17 protein-coding genes are annotated in these 16,600 nt (G+C 69.8%); 11 read left to right on the top strand and 6 right to left on the bottom strand.

Annotated elements, in window-relative coordinates; all coding sequences use genetic code 11:
- Positions 1 to 166: 166 nt before the first annotated feature.
- The 4 genes from F9278_RS42170 (at position 167) to F9278_RS42155 (ending at position 5,003) form a co-directional block, all read left to right on the top strand.
- Positions 167 to 820: a TetR family transcriptional regulator gene (locus F9278_RS42170; RefSeq protein WP_152173036.1), complete on the top strand. Its 654-nt coding sequence runs from the start codon at positions 167 to 169 to the stop codon at positions 818 to 820.
- A gap of 214 nt (positions 821 to 1,034) precedes the next feature.
- Positions 1,035 to 2,627, top strand: a complete 1,593-nt coding sequence (gene mhpA, locus F9278_RS42165) for a bifunctional 3-(3-hydroxy-phenyl)propionate/3-hydroxycinnamic acid hydroxylase MhpA (protein ID WP_152173035.1) — start codon at positions 1,035 to 1,037, stop codon at positions 2,625 to 2,627.
- The gene (locus F9278_RS42160; RefSeq protein ID WP_152173034.1) at positions 2,624 to 3,706 is read left to right on the top strand and encodes an alpha/beta hydrolase family protein; all 1,083 of its coding nucleotides are present in this window, start codon (positions 2,624 to 2,626) and stop codon (positions 3,704 to 3,706) included. Before mhpA ends, F9278_RS42160 begins: the two co-directional genes overlap by 4 nt.
- A 139-nt stretch (positions 3,707 to 3,845) precedes the next feature.
- Positions 3,846 to 5,003, top strand: coding sequence for an acyl-CoA dehydrogenase family protein (locus F9278_RS42155; RefSeq protein ID WP_152173033.1), 1,158 nt, complete (start codon positions 3,846 to 3,848; stop codon positions 5,001 to 5,003).
- A gap of 81 nt (positions 5,004 to 5,084) precedes the next feature.
- Here the strand turns inward: F9278_RS42155 and F9278_RS42150 are convergent, their stop codons facing one another.
- The 3 genes from F9278_RS42150 to F9278_RS42140 are packed head-to-tail and all read right to left on the bottom strand — an operon-like array spanning position 5,085 to position 7,626.
- On the bottom strand, positions 5,085 to 5,774 hold the full coding sequence (locus tag F9278_RS42150) for a 3-oxoacid CoA-transferase subunit B (RefSeq protein WP_152173032.1): 690 nt from the start codon (positions 5,772 to 5,774) through the stop codon (positions 5,085 to 5,087).
- Complete coding sequence (locus tag F9278_RS42145; RefSeq protein ID WP_152173031.1) at positions 5,771 to 6,439, bottom strand: 3-oxoacid CoA-transferase subunit A; 669 nt, start codon at positions 6,437 to 6,439, stop codon at positions 5,771 to 5,773. The genes F9278_RS42150 and F9278_RS42145 overlap by 4 nt, the downstream gene beginning before the upstream one ends.
- Positions 6,436 to 7,626, bottom strand: coding sequence for a thiolase family protein (locus F9278_RS42140; RefSeq protein ID WP_152173030.1), 1,191 nt, complete (start codon positions 7,624 to 7,626; stop codon positions 6,436 to 6,438). Before F9278_RS42140 ends, F9278_RS42145 begins: the two co-directional genes overlap by 4 nt.
- A gap of 83 nt (positions 7,627 to 7,709) precedes the next feature.
- On the opposite strand from F9278_RS42140, the gene F9278_RS42135 reads away from it, so the two are divergent.
- The gene (locus F9278_RS42135; protein WP_152173029.1) at positions 7,710 to 8,597 is read left to right on the top strand and encodes a LysR family transcriptional regulator; all 888 of its coding nucleotides are present in this window, start codon (positions 7,710 to 7,712) and stop codon (positions 8,595 to 8,597) included.
- 22 nt (positions 8,598 to 8,619) lie between these two features.
- On the opposite strand, the gene F9278_RS42130 is transcribed toward F9278_RS42135, so the two are convergent.
- On the bottom strand, positions 8,620 to 9,351 hold the full coding sequence (locus F9278_RS42130) for an IclR family transcriptional regulator (protein ID WP_152173028.1): 732 nt from the start codon (positions 9,349 to 9,351) through the stop codon (positions 8,620 to 8,622).
- A 47-nt stretch (positions 9,352 to 9,398) separates the two neighbouring features.
- Between F9278_RS42130 and F9278_RS42125 the strand changes: the two genes are divergently transcribed.
- The 6 genes from F9278_RS42125 to F9278_RS42100 all read left to right on the top strand — a co-directional run bounded on the left by F9278_RS42125 (position 9,399) and on the right by F9278_RS42100 (position 14,417).
- Positions 9,399 to 10,532: a cupin domain-containing protein gene (locus F9278_RS42125; protein WP_152173027.1), complete on the top strand. Its 1,134-nt coding sequence runs from the start codon at positions 9,399 to 9,401 to the stop codon at positions 10,530 to 10,532.
- On the top strand, positions 10,529 to 11,362 hold the full coding sequence (locus F9278_RS42120) for a fumarylacetoacetate hydrolase family protein (RefSeq protein ID WP_152173026.1): 834 nt from the start codon (positions 10,529 to 10,531) through the stop codon (positions 11,360 to 11,362). The genes F9278_RS42125 and F9278_RS42120 overlap by 4 nt, the downstream gene beginning before the upstream one ends.
- A complete protein-coding gene (locus F9278_RS42115) occupies positions 11,362 to 11,949 on the top strand; it encodes a maleylpyruvate isomerase family mycothiol-dependent enzyme (RefSeq protein WP_226967173.1) in 588 nt (195 codons plus the stop codon). The genes F9278_RS42120 and F9278_RS42115 overlap by 1 nt, the downstream gene beginning before the upstream one ends.
- Positions 11,950 to 12,140: 191 nt before the next feature.
- The gene (locus tag F9278_RS42110) at positions 12,141 to 13,229 is read left to right on the top strand and encodes an amidohydrolase family protein (RefSeq protein WP_152173025.1); all 1,089 of its coding nucleotides are present in this window, start codon (positions 12,141 to 12,143) and stop codon (positions 13,227 to 13,229) included.
- A complete protein-coding gene (locus tag F9278_RS42105) occupies positions 13,216 to 14,076 on the top strand; it encodes an alpha/beta fold hydrolase (protein ID WP_152173024.1) in 861 nt (286 codons plus the stop codon). The genes F9278_RS42110 and F9278_RS42105 overlap by 14 nt, the downstream gene beginning before the upstream one ends.
- A complete protein-coding gene (locus F9278_RS42100) occupies positions 14,073 to 14,417 on the top strand; it encodes a metal-sulfur cluster assembly factor (RefSeq protein ID WP_152173023.1) in 345 nt (114 codons plus the stop codon). The genes F9278_RS42105 and F9278_RS42100 overlap by 4 nt, the downstream gene beginning before the upstream one ends.
- Before the next feature lie 96 nt (positions 14,418 to 14,513).
- Here the strand turns inward: F9278_RS42100 and F9278_RS42095 are convergent, their stop codons facing one another.
- Both F9278_RS42095 and F9278_RS42090 read right to left on the bottom strand, forming a co-directional pair.
- Entirely contained in the window at positions 14,514 to 15,281 is a 768-nt protein-coding gene (locus tag F9278_RS42095) for an SDR family NAD(P)-dependent oxidoreductase (protein WP_152173022.1), read from the bottom strand.
- A 67-nt stretch (positions 15,282 to 15,348) separates the two neighbouring features.
- Complete coding sequence (locus F9278_RS42090) at positions 15,349 to 16,593, bottom strand: flavin-dependent oxidoreductase (protein WP_152173021.1); 1,245 nt, start codon at positions 16,591 to 16,593, stop codon at positions 15,349 to 15,351.
- Positions 16,594 to 16,600 lie beyond the last annotated feature (7 nt).

Genomic DNA, 16,600 nt, shown 5'->3' with positions numbered 1-16,600 from the left:
AAGGGCCGGTCCGACGGTCATCGTCGACTCCATCGCTCAGAGTGCGGTCGTCAGCAGCGCACTCGTGGCTACACAGCACTGCGAATGTGAATCCACATTTCCATTTTCTGGCCCAAAGGTCAAGCGAACCGACGGTGAACGCTCCTCACGCCATAGGCTGGCGACCGTGACCAACGACCCTTCCCCCATGCCACCCGCCCATCAGCAGCGCAGCCGCCTGACCCAGACACGCATCTTCACCGAGGGCACCCGACTGCTCCAGGAAGGCGGGCCGGAGGCCCTGACCGTGGCGGCGGTCGCCAAGGCGGCAGGGGTGTCGGTGGGCAGCGTCTACCGGCGATTCGGCGACAAGGACCGGCTGCTGGCAGCCATTCAGGCAGGCTTCACCGAGGACTTCCGCGCCGAGTTCCGCCGACGCGTGACCGACACCGAGCTCTCACCGGCGACCCCGCCGGGCGAGGTGATCGCCTCCGCGGTGGCGGCGGTGGCGGAGAGCTTCCACGCCCACGCCCCGCTGATGCGGGTGTTCATGCTGATGGGGACCCAGAACCGTGCGGTGTTCGAGGAGGGCTCGCGGGCCAGCGTCGCCGGTGGCCGCTTCTTCCGCGACACGGTGCTGCTGGCCGCGCCGGCGCTGCGGCACCACTCCGACATCGAGGCGGCGATCGACTTCGCACACCGGCTGACCTACGCCACCTGTGCCCACCGGGTCATCCAGGGCGAGAACCTGGAGTCGGCCCGCCCCCTCCCCTGGCCGGATTTGATCGAGGAACTGACCAGAGCCGTCAGCGCCTTCCTGCTGTGCCGCGCGGATCGGTAGCCGCCGACCCCGGAAGGCGCGAACACGAGCTCCGGCAATCCTTGCGAGCGGCCTTGACTGCGACGCCACCGAAGTGTGAACCTTGACTTACATTTCGTCGGGTCCGACGTGTGGAACGTCCCCCGACTGACTTCTCTGACCTCCCCCAGCCACTTCTCCGGCGTCCGCCGTGCGGGCGCGAGGAGTGGATTCAGGTGCACGAAGGAGTGCCTCCATGGACGAGATCTTCGATGTCGCTGTCATCGGCTACGGGCCCACGGGGCTGGTCGCCGCTTCCCTGCTCGGCCAGGCCGGCCATCGGGTCGTGGTGTGCGAGCGCTGGCCGAGCCTGTACGGGCTGCCGCGGCTGACCCACATCGACGCCGAGACGGCCCGCGCGGTGCAGGCCGCCAGCGACGTGGACGTGGCGCTGCGCGACTCGACCCCCACCACGTACCTGTGGGTCAACGGCCGTGACGAGCAGCTGCTGAAGCTGGACCCACCGCCGACCACCGCCATGGGGTTCGCGGCGAACATGTCGATGTACCAGCCCGACGTGGAGGATGCGATCGACGAGCGTGTCCGGGCCCAGCCCAACGTAGAGCTGCGACAGGGCTGGGCGGTGACCGGGCTGACCCAGGACGACTCAAGTGTCGAACTGACCCTGGCCCCGTGGTCGACCGCCGACGCCGAGGTCGACGCCGGCGCGCGGGAGCAGCGGGTGCGAGCGCGCTATGTGATCGCCGCCGACGGCAGCAAGAGCAGCGTCCGTGAGCTGCTGGGCATCGAACGCGAGGACTTCGGCTTCAACGAGCGCTGGGTCAACTTCGACACCGAGTGGCTGCGGCCGGCGCCGGACGAGTACAAGGTCAGCAAGCAGTACTGCGATCCCGCGCGCGGACACATGTACATGCACATCGGCAACCACCGGCAGCGCTTCGAGTTCGCCCTGCTGGCCGACGAGACGCAGGAGGAGTTCGAGCGGCCGGAGACCGCCTGGCGGCTGCTCCGTGAGGCCCATGGTCTGGGTCCGGAAGACGTGCGCATCATCCGGCAGATCGTCTACACCTTCGAGGCCCGGGTCGCCGAACGGTGGAGTGACGGCCGGGTCTTCCTCGCCGGCGACGCCGTGCACACCATGCCTCCCTACCTCGGCCAGGGCGCCTGCTCCGGCATCCGTGACTCGGTCAACCTGGCGTGGAAGCTCGACCTGGTGCTGCGGGGGCTCGCCGACGCCTCGCTGCTCGACGCCTACGAGACCGAGCGCCGACCGCATGCCACGGCGGTCGTCCAGATGGCGATGGGACTCGGCGCCATCGCCAACATGCACGACCCGGTGAAGGCAGAGGAGCGCGACGCGGTCTTCATGTCCGGTCAGATCCCGCCACCGGTCGGGCTCCCTCCCCTCACCGACGGTCTGCTGCACCGCGGCCCCGACGGCGAGGTCACGCTGCCCACGGGCGCGCTGGTTCCGCAGGGGACGGTCACGGTGCGCGGCGGCACGGGACGGTTCGACGATGTCGTGGGGCGTGGTTTCGCACTGGTCTCCTCGATCGACGTGGACGGTCTCCTGTCACCGGAGCAGCGGCATTTCCTCGACACGATCGGCTGCCACGTCGTCCACCTCGACCACAACGTGATCGACGAGGACGGTCTGCACGCGTCCTACCTCGAAGGCATCGGGGCCGTCGCCTACCTCGCCCGCCCCGACTTCGCCCTGTTCGGTGCCGTGGCCGACGCCGCCGAGATCGGTGCCCTGGTCGACGAACTCCGTACCGCCCTGGTGGGGTCCATCGTCTCGTCCGCCTCGTCCGGGGTCACCGTATGACGACCGCGCCCGAAGCGGCCATGGACCCGGCGACCGCCGCGGCGCACAGGGCGATGCCGTACACCCGGCTGACCGACTGTGGGATGAGTCCCGCCGACGCCCGGACCCTGCTGGAGGAGACGGCGGGCGGGCGCCCGTGGATCGAGGTGGCGCGCGATCTCTCGACCCGTCGTGAGAAGGCTGCCGACGACGCGCTGGCGGCGGGGCACCGGCTCACCGCCCTCCAGCACACCCGGTGGGCGATCGGCGCCGCGCTCTTCGCCCAGATGGGCGAGAACGAGGACACCCCGCTCAAGCGGGATCTCTATCTCAGGTACGACCAACTCGTCGCCCGGTACGCCGAGTTGAGCGGTCCGACGATGGAGCGGGTCGAGGTGTCCCACCAGGGCGGCCACCTCGTCGGCTGGCTCCGTCTGCCGGCCGACGGAACGGCGGCGGCGACCGTCGTCATCTGGGGTGGGCTCAGCGGCTGGGGCGCGGCGTACCTGAACACCGCCGACGCCCTCGCCGCCCGCGGCCTGGCGTGCCTTCTCGCCGAAGGCCCCGGCCAGGGAGTCCCGAGGCTGGTCGACGGTCTTCACCTCGACGAACACGCCGTCGACGGATTCGCCCGCTTCCTCGACGTGGTCCACGCCGATACGCGACTCGGTGAGGCCGTCGGCGTGCACGGCAACAGCTTCGGCGGGGTGTACGCCGCCCATCTGGCGGCCCGGGACCAGAGGGTCGGGGCCTGCGTGGTCAACGGTGCCCCCGCCACACCGCGACTGCCCAAGTTCCGTACGGCCCGCGCCCAGTTCGCCAGCGCCATCGGGACCGACAGCGAGGACGAGATGACGGCCGTCCTGGACAGCTTGCTCTTCGACCCGGCACGCCACCGGATCGCCTGCCCCGTCCTGGTCCTGCACGGCGGTCAGGACGCGATGGTCTCCGATCCCTCGGTCCAGGAGCCGTTCGTCCGGGCCGCGGGCGTCCACGGGGAGCTTCGCACCTGGCCCGACGGCGAGCACACGCTCTACAACCTCGCCGCCGAACGCGACGCGGTGGTCGCCGACTGGTTCTCCGACCGGTTGATCCCTTAGACGCATGAATTCGTCCGGGGGCTCAGCGCCCCCGGACCGTTCCGTGACCCGTGACACGCGGATTCCGTCACCCGCAGATTCCAGAGGGTCGGCAGGCCTGCCTCCGCGCGGATGCCGTCGTTCTCGCCAGGAGGTTCCGTTGCGCCGCACTGTTTTCCACGCCGACCACGAGGAGTTCCGCAAGACCGTCCGTGCCTTCGTCGAGGCCGAGGTCGTGCCCGTGTACGACACCTGGTACAAGGACGGCATCGTGCCGCGGGACTTCTACCTCAAGCTCGGCGAGCTCGGTGTCTTCGGGATCGAGGTCCCGGAGGAGTACGGCGGCGCGGGTATCGCGTCGTACAAGTTCCAGGCGGTGGTCACGGAGGAGACCGCGCGGGCCGGAGTGTCGTTCGGCGGCTCCGGCCCGCAGGTCGCGCTGTGTCTTCCCTATCTGAAGGCGCTGGCAACCGAGGAGCAGAAACGGCGCTGGCTTCCCGGGCTGGCCACCGGCGGGATCATGTTCGCCCTCGCCATGACCGAACCCGGCACCGGCTCCGACCTCGCCGGGATGCGGACGACCGCGAAACTGTCCGAGGACGGCACGCACTACGTCCTCAACGGTGCGAAGACCTTCATCACCGGCGGCGTGCACGCGGACCGTGTGATCGTCTGTGTGCGCACCGCGCCGCCCCGCGAGGACGACCGGCGGTACGGGATCTCGTTGCTCGTCGTCGACACCAGGTCGGCCGGCTATACGGTCGGCCGCAAGCTCGACAAGCTGGGGCTGAAGGTGGAGGACACCGCCGAACTCGCCTTCGCCGATGTGCGCGTACCGCGCGAAGACCTCCTCGGCGAGGAGAACATGGGCTTCCGCTATCTCGCCCAGAACCTGCCCCGGGAACGCATGGGCATCGCCTTCGGCGCTTACGCGCAGGCCAAGGCCGCCATTCGTTTCACCCGGCAGTACGTCCTGGAACGCCATGTGTTCGGCAAGCCGCTGGCCACCTTCCAGAACACCAAGTTCGAACTGGCGGCGTGCAAGGCGGAGATCGACGCGGCGGAGGCCGTCGTCGACCGCGCTCTCGACGCCTACGACGCCGGGGAGCTGTCGGCGACGGACGCGGCCTCCGCGAAGCTGTTCTGCACCGAGGCCGCCGACCGGATCATCGACCGTTGCCTCCAACTGCACGGAGGCTACGGCTACATCAACGAGTACCCCATCTCCCGGCTGTACGCCGACAGCCGGGTGAACCGGATCTTCGGCGGCACCAACGAGGTCATGAAGATCATCATCGCCAGGGAGATGGGGCTCTGAGTCCCGGGTGGAGACTCGGGTGACACCCCGTCGAACGGGCATCGCGGGAGCCGTCGGAAGCCGGCTCCCGCGATGCCCGTGTCAGGGGCCGTCCGCCCGTGACACGGGGGCTTCGAGGCGCTGGGCGAGGTCGTCGTAGGTGATACCGAAGGTCTCCAGTACGACGGCACCCCCGGGGCCGACCTGGAAGGTCGCGAAGTCCGTGTAGACACGGTCGACGCAGCCGAGTCCGGTGAGCGGATAGGTGCACTCCGGTACGAGCTTGGCCACGCCCTTCTTGGTGAACAGGGTCATCATCACGAACACCCGCTTGGCGCCGATGGCGAGATCCATCGCTCCCCCGACCGCCGGTATGGCGTCGGGGGCGCCGGTGTGCCAGTTGGCCAGGTCACCGGCCGCCGACACCTGGAAGGCACCCAGCACGCAGATGTCGAGGTGTCCGCCGCGCATCATCGCGAAGGAGTCGGCGTGGTGGAAGTAGGCGGCCCCGGGCAGCTCGGTGACCGGGATCTTCCCCGCGTTGATGAGGTCGGGGTCGACCTGTCCCTCCTCGGCCGCCGGCCCCATGTTGAGCATGCCGTTCTCGGTGTGCAGCACGACCCCCGCTCCCTCGGGCAGGTGGTCGGCGACCAGGGTCGGCTGCCCGATGCCCAGGTTGACGAACGAGCCGTGCGGGATGTCGCGCGCGATCCTCGCGGCCAGTTCGTGCTTGCCGAGCGGCCCCCGGTCGAGGTTCTCCACCAGCGCGCTCTGCGAAGTCGTCGGGATCATGCTGCTGCCACCTTCACTACGCGGTCGACATAGATGCCCGGGGTCACCACGGTTTCCGGGTCGAGATCCCCCACGTCGACGATCCCGTGCACCTGGGCCACGACCGTGGTCGCCGCGGTGGCCATGACGGGCCCGAAGTTGCGGGCGGTCTTGCGGTAGACGAGGTTCCCCATCCGGTCGGCCCGGTGCGCTCCGATCAGCGCGACATCGCCCTTGATCGGGTACTCCAGGACATGGGTACGGCCCGCTATGTCACGGGTCTCCTTGCCCTCGGCCAGCGGTGTGCCGACCCCGGTGGGTGAGTAGAAGGCGCCGATGCCCGCGCCGGCCGCGCGCAGCCGCTCGGCGAGGGTGCCCTGCGGAACGACCTCCAGCTCGATGCGCCCGTCACGGTAGAGCCCGTCGAAGACCCACGAGTCGGACTGCCGGGGGAAGGAGCACACGACTTTGCGTACGCGCCCCTTGGCGAGCAGCGCGGCCAGCCCGGTGTCACCGTTTCCGGCGTTGTTCGACACCACGGTCAGCTCGCTCGCGCCCTGCCGGATCAACGCGTCGATCAGTTCGACCGGCATGCCGGCCATACCGAACCCGCCCACCAGGACGGTCGAGCCGTCCGCGATCCCGGCGACGGCCTCGTCCGGGTCCCCGCACACCTGAAAGCTCATGCCGCACTCTCCAGAACCACGGCCAGTGCCTGGCCGACACCGATACAGATCGCGGCGAGACCCCACCGCTCGCCCGACTCGCGCAGACGCGCGGCGAGTGTGCCGAGGATCCGGCCGCCGGAGGCGCCCAGCGGATGGCCGAGCGCGATCGCCCCACCCTTGGTGTTCACGGTCGCCGGGTCGATCCGCCAGGCGTCCACGCAGGCCAGCGACTGCACGGCGAAGGCCTCGTTGACCTCGACCGCCGAAACGTCCGACCAGGAGATACCGGCCCGCTTCAGGGCCCGCTCGGCCGCCTCGACCGGCGCGAACCCGAACATCTGCGGTTCGAGCGCCGACACACCGCGGCCGGCGATCCGCGCCAGCGGGGCGAGGCCGATGCGGGACGAGGCCTCCTCGGAGCCGATCAGCACGGCGGAGGCACCGTCGCTCAGGGGCGAGGCGTTGCCGGCGGTGATGGCACCGTCGGGGCGGAAGGAGGGCTTGAGGGCGGCCAGCTTCTGCGGCGTCGATCCGGGCCGGATCCCCTCGTCGCGGGAGAGGAGCACCTCTCCGTGCGCCGAGACCGGTGCCACCAGATCGTCGTAGAAACCGGAGTCCCACGCGTCGTTCGCGAGGGTGTGGGAGCGGGCGGCGAACTCGTCCTGGCGTTCCCGGGAGATGGCGAACCGCTCGCCCAGTTGTTCGTTCGCCTCCCCCAGGGAGACGGTCCACTCCTTCGGCATGCGCTCGTTGACCAGCCGCCATCCCAGAGTGGTGGACACGGCGGTCACATGGCCGGCGGGAAAGGCGCGGGACGGCTTGGGCAGGACCCAGGGCGCCCTGGTCATCGACTCCACACCGCCCGTCAGGACGATGTCCGCGTCGCCGCTCTCGACGGCGCGCGAACCGATGATCGCCGCGTCGAGCGAGGAGCCGCAGAGCCGGTTGACGGTGGTGGCGGGCACCGTCGTCGGCAGCCCTGCCAGGAGGACGGCCATTCTGCCGACGTTGCGGTTGTCCTCGCCCGCGCCGTTGGCGTTGCCCCAGACCACGTCGTCGATGGCGGCGGGGTCGAGCGAGGGCGACTTCTCCAACGCCGCCGAGACGACGGTGGCCGCGAGGTCGTCGGGCCGGATCTCGGCGAACGCCCCGTTGTATCTGCCGAAGGGTGTGCGTACCGCGCTGTAAAGGAAGCTGGCAACCATGATGCGAGGGTAAGGTCCACGCATTCATCTGGTCCAATTCCAGTTCCAGCTTGATTCATCACTGGAAGAGATAAGCTGAGGTCGTGGACGTCCGTCATGCGCGCTACGTGATCGCTCTCGCCGAGGAGTGTCACTTCGGCCGCGCCGCCCAGCGCCTGCACGTGGCGCAGTCGGCGCTCTCGCAGCAGCTCAAGCAGTTGGAGCGGGAAATCGGAACGACGCTCTTCGCCCGGTCGACGAGGCGGGTCGAACTCACGGAGGCCGGCCACCATCTGGTCCGGCACGCACGGTCGATCCTGGCCGAGGTCGAACGCGCCGAGGAACAGATGGCGCTGCTGGCCGCCGGACGAGCGGGGCGGGTCTCCATCGGGTTCGTCGGCACGGCCACCTACGACGTGCTGCCGCGGATCGCTCGCACCATCCGGTCACAACTCCCGGACGTGCTCCTGGAACTGCACGGTGAACTGCTGAACCCCGAACTGATCGAAGGCCTGCACAGCGGTACCTACGACCTCGCCCTGATGCGCTCCGGCACATCCGCCGACGCCACGATCGACGTCACCACCCTCCGGTCGGAACGACTGGTGGTCGCCGTGCCCAGCGGCCACCGACTGGCGGACCGGAGCCGGATCCCCCTCGCGACACTGGCCGACGAGCCCTTCGTCGTCCATCCCTCCCGCGACCGTTCGGCCATGTACGGCCGGGTGCTGGCCGCCTGCGCCCGCGCCGGGTTCGCACCCTCGCCGCTGATCGAGGTGGGCGAGACCTCCACCCTGGTCGTCTTCGTCGCCGCCGGCCACGGCGTCGCCCTGGTCCCGGAGTCGGTGCAGAACCTCCGCCTCGACGGGGTCACCTACATCCCGCTGGCCACGGCCGAATCCGTCACCCTCGGGCTGGCACGCCGAGCGGGCCTGAACTCACCGGCCACGGAGCGGGTCGCGAGGATCGTCGAAGAGGTCATCAGACAGTGAACGCCCGCCGCCGTCCGGTCTGTCACGGAAGATCGTCCGCGATGGCGGCGGCCGTCCCCGAGAGAGCCACGACCCAGCCGGGCAGCAGGCGACGATCGAACCGCGCGGTCGGCAGGGCCAGCGACACCGCGGCGACCGAACCGGCGCCGGGCCAGGGAATCGACACTCCGATCGCGCTGAGTCCGTTCTCGGTCTTCTGGTCGTTGATGGCGAATCCCCTGCGGCGGACCAGACCCAGCTGTCTGCGCAACCCCGGCAGATCGATGTCGGCGTTCGCGTACAACTCGGCGAGTTCGGCGGGCGACAGGGCCGCCAGGAGCGCCTTGCCGCCGGAGGCCAGACGCGCGGGCAGGGTCCGGCCCTCCCGGTCGCCGACCCTCAGCACCTGATCGCATTCCACCGTCACCGCGAACCGGACCTGGTCACCGGCCAGCACCTGTAGATGCGCGGTCTCCCGCACCTCGGCCACCAGGACCCGCATGTGCGGCAGCGCCACCCGCCGCAGAAGCGGCACCGGTGCCGCCGAGGCGTCGACCGAGCGCAGCACCGGACCTGCCCGGTAGCGCCGGTCGGAGCCCTGTTCCGCGAAGTCGCGGTAGACCAGCATGGACAGCAGACGGTGCGCCGTCGACCGCGAGACACCCAGGCGGTCGGCCGCCTCCGAAACACCCAGCGGCCCCTCCTGCTGCAGCACGACGGCCAGGCTCAGGGCGTGGTCGACGGACTCGATCGCGTAGACCGGTCTGTTCTTCACAGCAGAATTATGGGCCCCGGAGAACAGAACATCTATACCTTCCGACCATGACTGGCGAAGGCAGAAAAGACGATCCCCTGACGGGCCCAGTGACGATCACCGCGTCGGACAGCCCTGATCAGCCCACTCCCTCACCGGAACTGCGCGATCTCTACCGTGGCTTCGAGAAGGAGCTGCTGGTCCCCCTGTGGACCGAGATAGGCGACCTGATGCCGCTGTCGCCCAGACCGTCGGCACGGCCGCATGTCTGGCGCTGGTCGTCGATGCTGCCGCTGGCCGAACGAGCGGGCGAGCTGGTGCCGGTCGGCCGGGGTGGGGAACGCCGCGCCATGGCACTGGCCAACCCCGGGCTCGGCGGCGCTCCCTACGCCACGCCCACGTTGTGGGCCGCGATCCAGTATCTCCGTCCCGGTGAGAACGCCCCCGAACACCGGCACACCCAGAACGCCTTCCGCTTCGTCGTCGAGGGCGAAGGCGTCTGGACGGTCGTCGACGGCGACCCGGTGGCGATGCGGCGCGGCGACTTCCTGCTGACGCCCGGCTGGCACTTCCACGGCCACCACAACACCAGCGCCGAGCCCATGGCCTGGCTCGACGGTCTGGACATCCCGTTCGCGCACTACACCGGTGCCACCTTCTTCGAGTTCGGGCCGGACGAGGTGTCGGACCACTCCACACCGTCCCGTTCGCGCTCCGAGCGGCTCTGGGCCCATCCGGGACTGCGCCCCGTGTCCCGTGCCGAACGGCTGCCGAGCTCGCCGATCGCCGCGTACCGCTGGGAACACACCGACGCCGCCCTGAACGACCAACTCGCCCTTGAGGACGAGGGCTTCCCCGGCGTGGTCGAACCAGGACACGCCGCGGTGCGCTTCACCAACCCGTCGACCGGCGGCGATGTCATGCCCACAATCCGTGCGGAGTTCCACCGGCTGCGTCCGGGCACCCTCACCGCGGCCCGCCAGGAGGTCGGATCCGCCGTGTGGCAGGTCTTCTCCGGCTCCGGCACCGTCCGCGTGGACGACCGGGAGTGGCGGATCTCCCACGGCGACCTGTTTGTCGTCCCGTCCTGGGCGGCCGTGACCATCGCCGCCGACGCAGGACTCGATCTGTTCCGGTTCTCCGACAGCCCGATCTTCGAGCGGCTGCACTTCGACCGGACGCTCATGGAAGGACAGCGATGAAACTCGCGACTATCCGAATCGGCGACGGTACCAGGGCCGTCCGCGTAGAGGGGAGCCGCTACGCGGAGCTCGACGCTCCCGACGTCGGCGGGCTGCTGGCCCGGGAGGACTGGCGGACCGCGGCCGAGGCGGCCGAGGCGGACCGGCCACTGGCCGACGTGGACTACGCACCGCTCGTACCCCGTCCGGGAAAAATTCTCTGCGTCGGCCTCAACTACCGCAACCACATCCTGGAGATGGGCCGTGAGCTGCCGCAGTACCCGACTCTGTTCGCGAAGTTCCCCGAAGCGCTGGTGGGCCCGTACGACCCGGTGGTGCTGCCGCCCGAATCCACGGCCGTCGACTGGGAGGCGGAACTGGCGATCGTGATCGGACGCACCGTCCGCCGCGCCGACGCCGCCGAGGCCGAGGCGGCGATCGCGGGGTTCAGCGTGCTCAACGACGTCACCGCGCGCGACTGGCAGTACCGCACCCCGCAATGGCTGCAGGGCAAGACGTTCGAGGCCACCACACCGTTCGGTCCGTTCCTCGTCACCCCCGACGAACTGCCGGGCGGCACCTCACCCGCGCTGACGTTGACCTGCTCGGTGGACGGCGAGGCGATGCAGAAGGCCGACACCGGTGACCTGGTGTTCGGGCCTGTCGAGCTGGTGCGTTACGCGTCGACCATCCTCACCCTCAACCCGGGAGACGTGATCGCCACCGGTACCCCGGGCGGTGTCGGCCACGCCCGCAAGCCCCCTCGCTATCTCACCGACGGCTCGCGCCTCGTCACCGAGATCGACCACCTCGGCCGGCTGGAGAACACCGCGCGCACGGAGCTCGGCTGATGTCCGCACGGCAGTGGATGGACCACGGCACTCAGCTGTTCCTGGCCACGGTCGACTCGCTGTCCGACGGCGACCTCGACGCGCCGAGCGCGCTGCCGGACTGGAACCGCAGACATCTGATCGCCCACGTCCACTACAACGCGGAGGCGCTCCGGCGGTTGGTGAGCTGGGCCCGCACCGGACGGGAGTCGGCGATGTACCCCAGCCCGGGGCATCGCGACGCCGAGATCCAAACGGGCTCCCGGCTCGCGCCGGAAGAGTTGCGGCGCCTGGTGCGTGATTCGGCCAAGGAACTGGCCGAGGACGTAGGCGCATTGCCTCAGCGCGCGTGGTCTCACGAGGTGAGGACGGCCCAGGGACGGACGGTCCCGGCGACGGAGATCCTCTGGCTGCGCACCAGGGAGGTCTTCGTGCACGCGATCGATCTCGACGCCGGCGTCGGCTTCGACGACCTGCCGGCGGATCTGCTGCGCGCGCTGATCGACGACACCCTCGGCCGCCGTACGGCCGCCGGCCACGCCCCGGCACTGGCCCGCTGGCTCACCGGCCGCACCTCCCGAGCACCCGACCTCGGGCCGTGGCTGTAGGAGCGTCAGGCCCTGGAGCCACAACCGTCACTGCCTGCCGGGGCGAGCCCGGCAGGCAGGACATGGATTCCGCAGCGGGGAACTTACGGTCGGGACGCTGACGGCCCGGCCCGGCCCGGCCTACGCTCCTGGGGAGCCCGGCAAGGTGTCAAAGATGCGCCGCTGACCGGCAGGAACGGGAGGTCCACACAGTGATCGACGGCATCCCAGTGATCGACGCGGTCGTGCATCCGTACAACCTCACAGAGGAGAATTTCCGTACCCCGCACGCGCGGCCGATCACCGACATCGTCTCCGGCGGCAACCGCGCCGTCGCACCACCGGGATACCGGCTGACCAAGGACGGCTACGAGCGGAACTGGTCGATCGAAGAGGTCGCGACCATGTCGTTCGTGGAGAGCTACGCCGACCTCGCCACCTACCACGTGGTCCCGATCCGCGCCTACCACGACGGTATCTGCTCCGTCGAGAAGGGCCTGGAGGCCCAGGAGCGCTGGCCGGACAGGTTCATGTTCTACGTCGGCGTGGACCCGTTGGAGGGGCCGAAGGCCGTCGAGGATCTAGAGCGCCAGATGGAGCTGTTCGACAACGTCGCCGGCCTCAAGCTCTACCCGAACAGCTGGCTCGGCCAGGAGGTCGAGGGCTGGCTGATGGACGACCCCGAGGTCGCGTTCCCGTTGTTCGAGAAGGCGCAGCAACTCGGCATCCGTACGGTCGCGATCCACAAGGCCATCCCCCTGGGACCCGTGGAGCTGCGCCACTACCGCGTCGACGACATCGACCGCGCCGCCATGGCCTTCCCCGGTCTCAACTTCGAGATCGTGCACGGCGGCATGGCGTTCCTTGAGGAGACGGCCTGGCAGCTGGCCCGGTTCCGCAATGTGTGGGTCAACCTGGAGACCACCGCGACGATGATCACCAACCGCCCGGCGGCGTTCGAGCGTGCCTTCGCCGCGCTCATCGCCAACGGCGGTCCACGCGCGCTGTCGCAGATCTTCTGGGGCACCGGCTGCATGGTGTCGCACCCCCGGCCGCATCTGGAGCACTTCGCGCGCGACTTCTCCTTCTCCCCCGAGCTCACCGAGCGGTACGGGCTGCCGGAGATCACACCCGAGGTCAAGCGGGCCGTTCTCGCGGAGAACTATGCCCGGCTGCACGGCATCGACCTCGGTGAGCGCCTGTCCCGGCTGAAGGGGGACGAGTTCGACCTGCGGCGCCCGGACGGCACCGAACCCGCCCCCGGCTACTCGACCACGGCCGTCGCCGATGTCGCCTACTGACCGCCCGCTTCGGACCTGGGCCGACCGTTTCGTCGACGTCGGCGGGATCCGGACCCACTATCTGGAAGCCGGGGACGGCCCGCGGACGGTGGTACTGCTGCACTCCGGCGAGTTCGGCGGCGGCGCCGAGCTGTGCTGGGAGTACAACATCGCGGCGTTCGCCGAGCACTTCCGCGTGGTCGCCCCCGACTGGCTGGGCTTCGGCGAGACGGACAAACTGCACGACTTCGTGTCCAAGTCCGACCGCATGATCCGGCACATGGCCGCGTTTCTGCGGGTCCTCACGATCGACCGGGCCTATTTCGTCGGGGCGTCCATGGGCGCCACGCGGTTGCTGCACGAAGCGGCCCGGCCGACTCCGGGGCTGCCGATCGCCGCGATGGTGCTGGTCTCGGGCGGCGGCTTCGTGCCGGACAACGCCCACCGGCGCTCACTGCTCGCCTACGACGGCACCGACGAGGGCATGCGGGGGATCCTGCGGGCCTGCATGGCCGACACCGCGTGGGCCACGGACGACCGCTATGTCGCCCGCCGGGTGGCCGCCAGCCTGGAGCCCGGGGCGTGGGAGGCGATCGCCGCGGCACGCCTCAAGGCACCGAACGTCCCGGCCCGCTCGGACTTCGGCCAGGCCGACGCCATCGCCTACGAGCGCGTCACCGTGCCGACACTGGCCTTCGCGGGGGCCAAGGACCTGCTCCGCGAACCGGGATACCACCATGCCCTGGAGCGCATCCCCGGCGCCGAGGTGGAACTGCTCGACGACGCGGGGCACCTGCTGAACATCGAGCGGGCGCAGCGGTTCAACGCCCGAGCCGTCCGTTTCCTGACCGACTTGGAGAAGACATGAGCTGCGGTACGGACGAGGTGCGCGGCGCCCTGCGCCGCGTCGCCGATCCCTGCGCCGTCGCTACCGGGGTACCGGTCGACATCGTCGCGATGGGTCTGGTCCAGGACGTCCGGGTCGACTCCGGCGAGGTCACCGTCGAGCTCCGGCTGACCAGCCCCTTCTGTATGCAGATCGGGCTCATCACCGAGCAGGCGCGCGCCGTCGTCGGTGAGCTGCCCGGGGTCACCGAGGTCCGGATCGAGGTCGATCACGTGGCGGAGTGGATGCCCGAGGACATGGATCCCGAGGCACGGGCGGCCCTGCGCCGCGTCCGCCCGTTGTCCCTGACGGTGATTTCCTGAGGGTCCGGCCCTGAGAGGGCCCGGACGCCGACTGGGGCCCACCCGCGCTGACGCGGGTGGGCCCCCTTGTCGTTTGCCTTGACAGCCGTGAGCGGGTCAGCGCAGCCCGGCGCCGCCGTTGACCGGCAGTACCTGCCCGTTGATCCACTCGCCGTCCTCGGAGAGCAGGAAACTCACGGCCGCGGCGATGTCCTCGGGCTTGCCGAAGCGAGGGGAACGCAGCATGTCGAAGACCGCCCTGCGGTCGTCCTCGGAGTTCATCGCCTTGTTGTTCTCGGTGAGCACCATGCCCGGCGCCACCACGTTGCAGCGGATGTTCTCCTTGCCCCAGCGGGTCGCGATGTGCTTGCTCATCGCCACGACACCCGACTTCGACGCGCCGTAGCTCACCCGGCTGCGGTCGCCGTACAGGACGAGGCCGGAGATCGTGTTGACGATCGCCCCGCCGCCACTGGCGAGCATCGCCGGGACGGCGTACCGGGCGGTGAGGAAGTAGCCGGTGAGGTTGACCTCCAGGCTGCGCCGCCACACATCGAGCGGCACGTCGACCAGGTCGGTGTCGCGGCCCAGGGTGTTCTGCGAGAGATCGGCCGCCACGTTGAACAGCCCGTCGACGCCGCCGTACGCGTCGACGGTCGCCGCCACCAGGTCACGGCAGGCGTCGGCGTCGGCGATGTCGAACCACAGGGAGGTGGCGTCGCCGCCCCGCTCCCGGATACCGGCGGCCACCTTCTCCGCTCCGGCGCCGTCGAGGTCACCGACCATCACCCGTGCGCCCTCCTCCGCCAAGCGGCGGGCGGTGGCGGCACCGATGCCGGAGGCACCACCTGCCACGATCACTGCCTTGTCGGTGAGTCCACGCACGGGCTCCGTTCCTCTCTGCCGTCGAACGCACTGTAGACCTGCTGGTGGGAACCGCTCGGCCGGCCCGTCAGGTCGACATGCTCAGTGCCTCGTGGGAGGAGCCGGTGACCTGGCGGTAGTGCTGCAACATGGTGGCGAGTTCCTCCTTGCTGATGACGTCCTCGATGCGGTCGAAGGGCTTGTCGCCGGTGCGTTCGTAGACCTCGCGGAGGATGGCGTCGGGCGGATTGGTGCGGTTGAGCCGCACCACCTCGGCGGTGGCGGGGAGACGTTCCCGCTCGTAGGCGACGAGGGCCGAGACCACGTCGGTGTGCGCGCGGAGCGCGTCGGTGAGGGCGCGGGTGTCCACGATGGCCTGGCCGGCGCCGTTGGAGCCGCGCGGGACCATGGGGTGGGCGGCGTCGCCGAGGAGGGTCACCCGGCCGAAGCTCCAGCGGTCCAGGGGTTCTTGGTCGACCATGGGGTATTCGAGGATCTGGTCGGCGTTGCGGATCAGCTCCGGTACGTCCAGCCAGGGGAAACGCCAGTCGGCGAAGGGCTCGATGACGTCCGCGATGTGGCCGTCGCGGTTCCAGTCCCGGTCGCCGCGTTGCGGGACCGGAACCTCGGCGACCCAGTTGACCAGTTGGCGACCGGAGCCGTCGATGTTGTCGCGGATGGGGTAGACGACCAGCTTGCCGGTGGCGAGCCAGCCCGCGCGGATCATGCTGGCGCCGGTGAGGACGCGCTCGTGGCGGGTCACCCCGCGCCACATGCTGTAGCCGGAGTACACGAGGGCGTCCTCACCGGGATGCAACTGTGAGCGCACCGCGGAGTGCACGCCGTCGCAGCCGATCAGCATCTCCGCGCGGATCTCGGTCGTCCCGTCGGCGGTCTCCACCTCGGCGGTGACACCGTGCTCGTCCTGGGTGAAGGAGCGGAAGGTGTGGCCGAGCGCGATCGCGTCGCCACCCAGCCGCTGTTCGACCTCCGCCGCCAGGATCAGTTGCAGGTCCCCGCGGTGGATCGAGTACTGGGGCCACGCGTAGCCGGCCGCCGCGCCCAGTGGCTCGGAGTAGATGAACTGGCCGAAACGGTTGTAGAACACCGACTCCGCCGTCTGTACCGCGGCGCTCGCCAGTTTGTCGGTCAGGCCGACGCGGTGCAGTTCCCGGGAAGCGTGCGGCAGGATGTTGATGCCGACCCCGAGTGGCCGTAGTTCGGGCGCGGCCTCGATGAGGCGGGCGGATATTCCCGCCTCGTGCAGTTGGAGTGCGAGAGTGAGTCCGCCGATACCGGCGCCGACGATCAGCACCTGTGCGGGCTTGGTCATGAAGGGC

Source organism: Streptomyces phaeolivaceus (assembly GCF_009184865.1).
Classification (GTDB): Bacteria; Actinomycetota; Actinomycetes; order Streptomycetales; family Streptomycetaceae; genus Streptomyces; species Streptomyces phaeolivaceus.
The sequence above is the reverse complement of the archived record's forward strand: the minus strand, read 5'-3'. Positions and strand labels throughout refer to the sequence as shown.

What these genes read in the sequence shown, in the direction of transcription:
- F9278_RS42105 (WP_152173024.1), top strand. Translation starts at nt 13,216, where the DNA reads ATGTCGCCTACTGACCGCCCGCTTCGGACCTGGGCCGACCGTTTCGTC.
- F9278_RS42100 (WP_152173023.1), top strand. Translation starts at nt 14,073, where the DNA reads ATGAGCTGCGGTACGGACGAGGTGCGCGGCGCCCTGCGCCGCGTCGCC.
- F9278_RS42140 (WP_152173030.1), bottom strand. Translation starts at nt 7,626, where the DNA reads ATGGTTGCCAGCTTCCTTTACAGCGCGGTACGCACACCCTTCGGCAGA.
- F9278_RS42120 (WP_152173026.1), top strand. Translation starts at nt 10,529, where the DNA reads ATGAAACTCGCGACTATCCGAATCGGCGACGGTACCAGGGCCGTCCGC.
- F9278_RS42150 (WP_152173032.1), bottom strand. Translation starts at nt 5,774, where the DNA reads ATGATCCCGACGACTTCGCAGAGCGCGCTGGTGGAGAACCTCGACCGG.
- F9278_RS42125 (WP_152173027.1), top strand. Translation starts at nt 9,399, where the DNA reads ATGACTGGCGAAGGCAGAAAAGACGATCCCCTGACGGGCCCAGTGACG.
- mhpA (WP_152173035.1), top strand. Translation starts at nt 1,035, where the DNA reads ATGGACGAGATCTTCGATGTCGCTGTCATCGGCTACGGGCCCACGGGG.
- F9278_RS42115 (WP_226967173.1), top strand. Translation starts at nt 11,362, where the DNA reads ATGTCCGCACGGCAGTGGATGGACCACGGCACTCAGCTGTTCCTGGCC.
- F9278_RS42090 (WP_152173021.1), bottom strand. Translation starts at nt 16,593, where the DNA reads ATGACCAAGCCCGCACAGGTGCTGATCGTCGGCGCCGGTATCGGCGGA.
- F9278_RS42145 (WP_152173031.1), bottom strand. Translation starts at nt 6,439, where the DNA reads ATGAGCTTTCAGGTGTGCGGGGACCCGGACGAGGCCGTCGCCGGGATC.
- F9278_RS42160 (WP_152173034.1), top strand. Translation starts at nt 2,624, where the DNA reads ATGACGACCGCGCCCGAAGCGGCCATGGACCCGGCGACCGCCGCGGCG.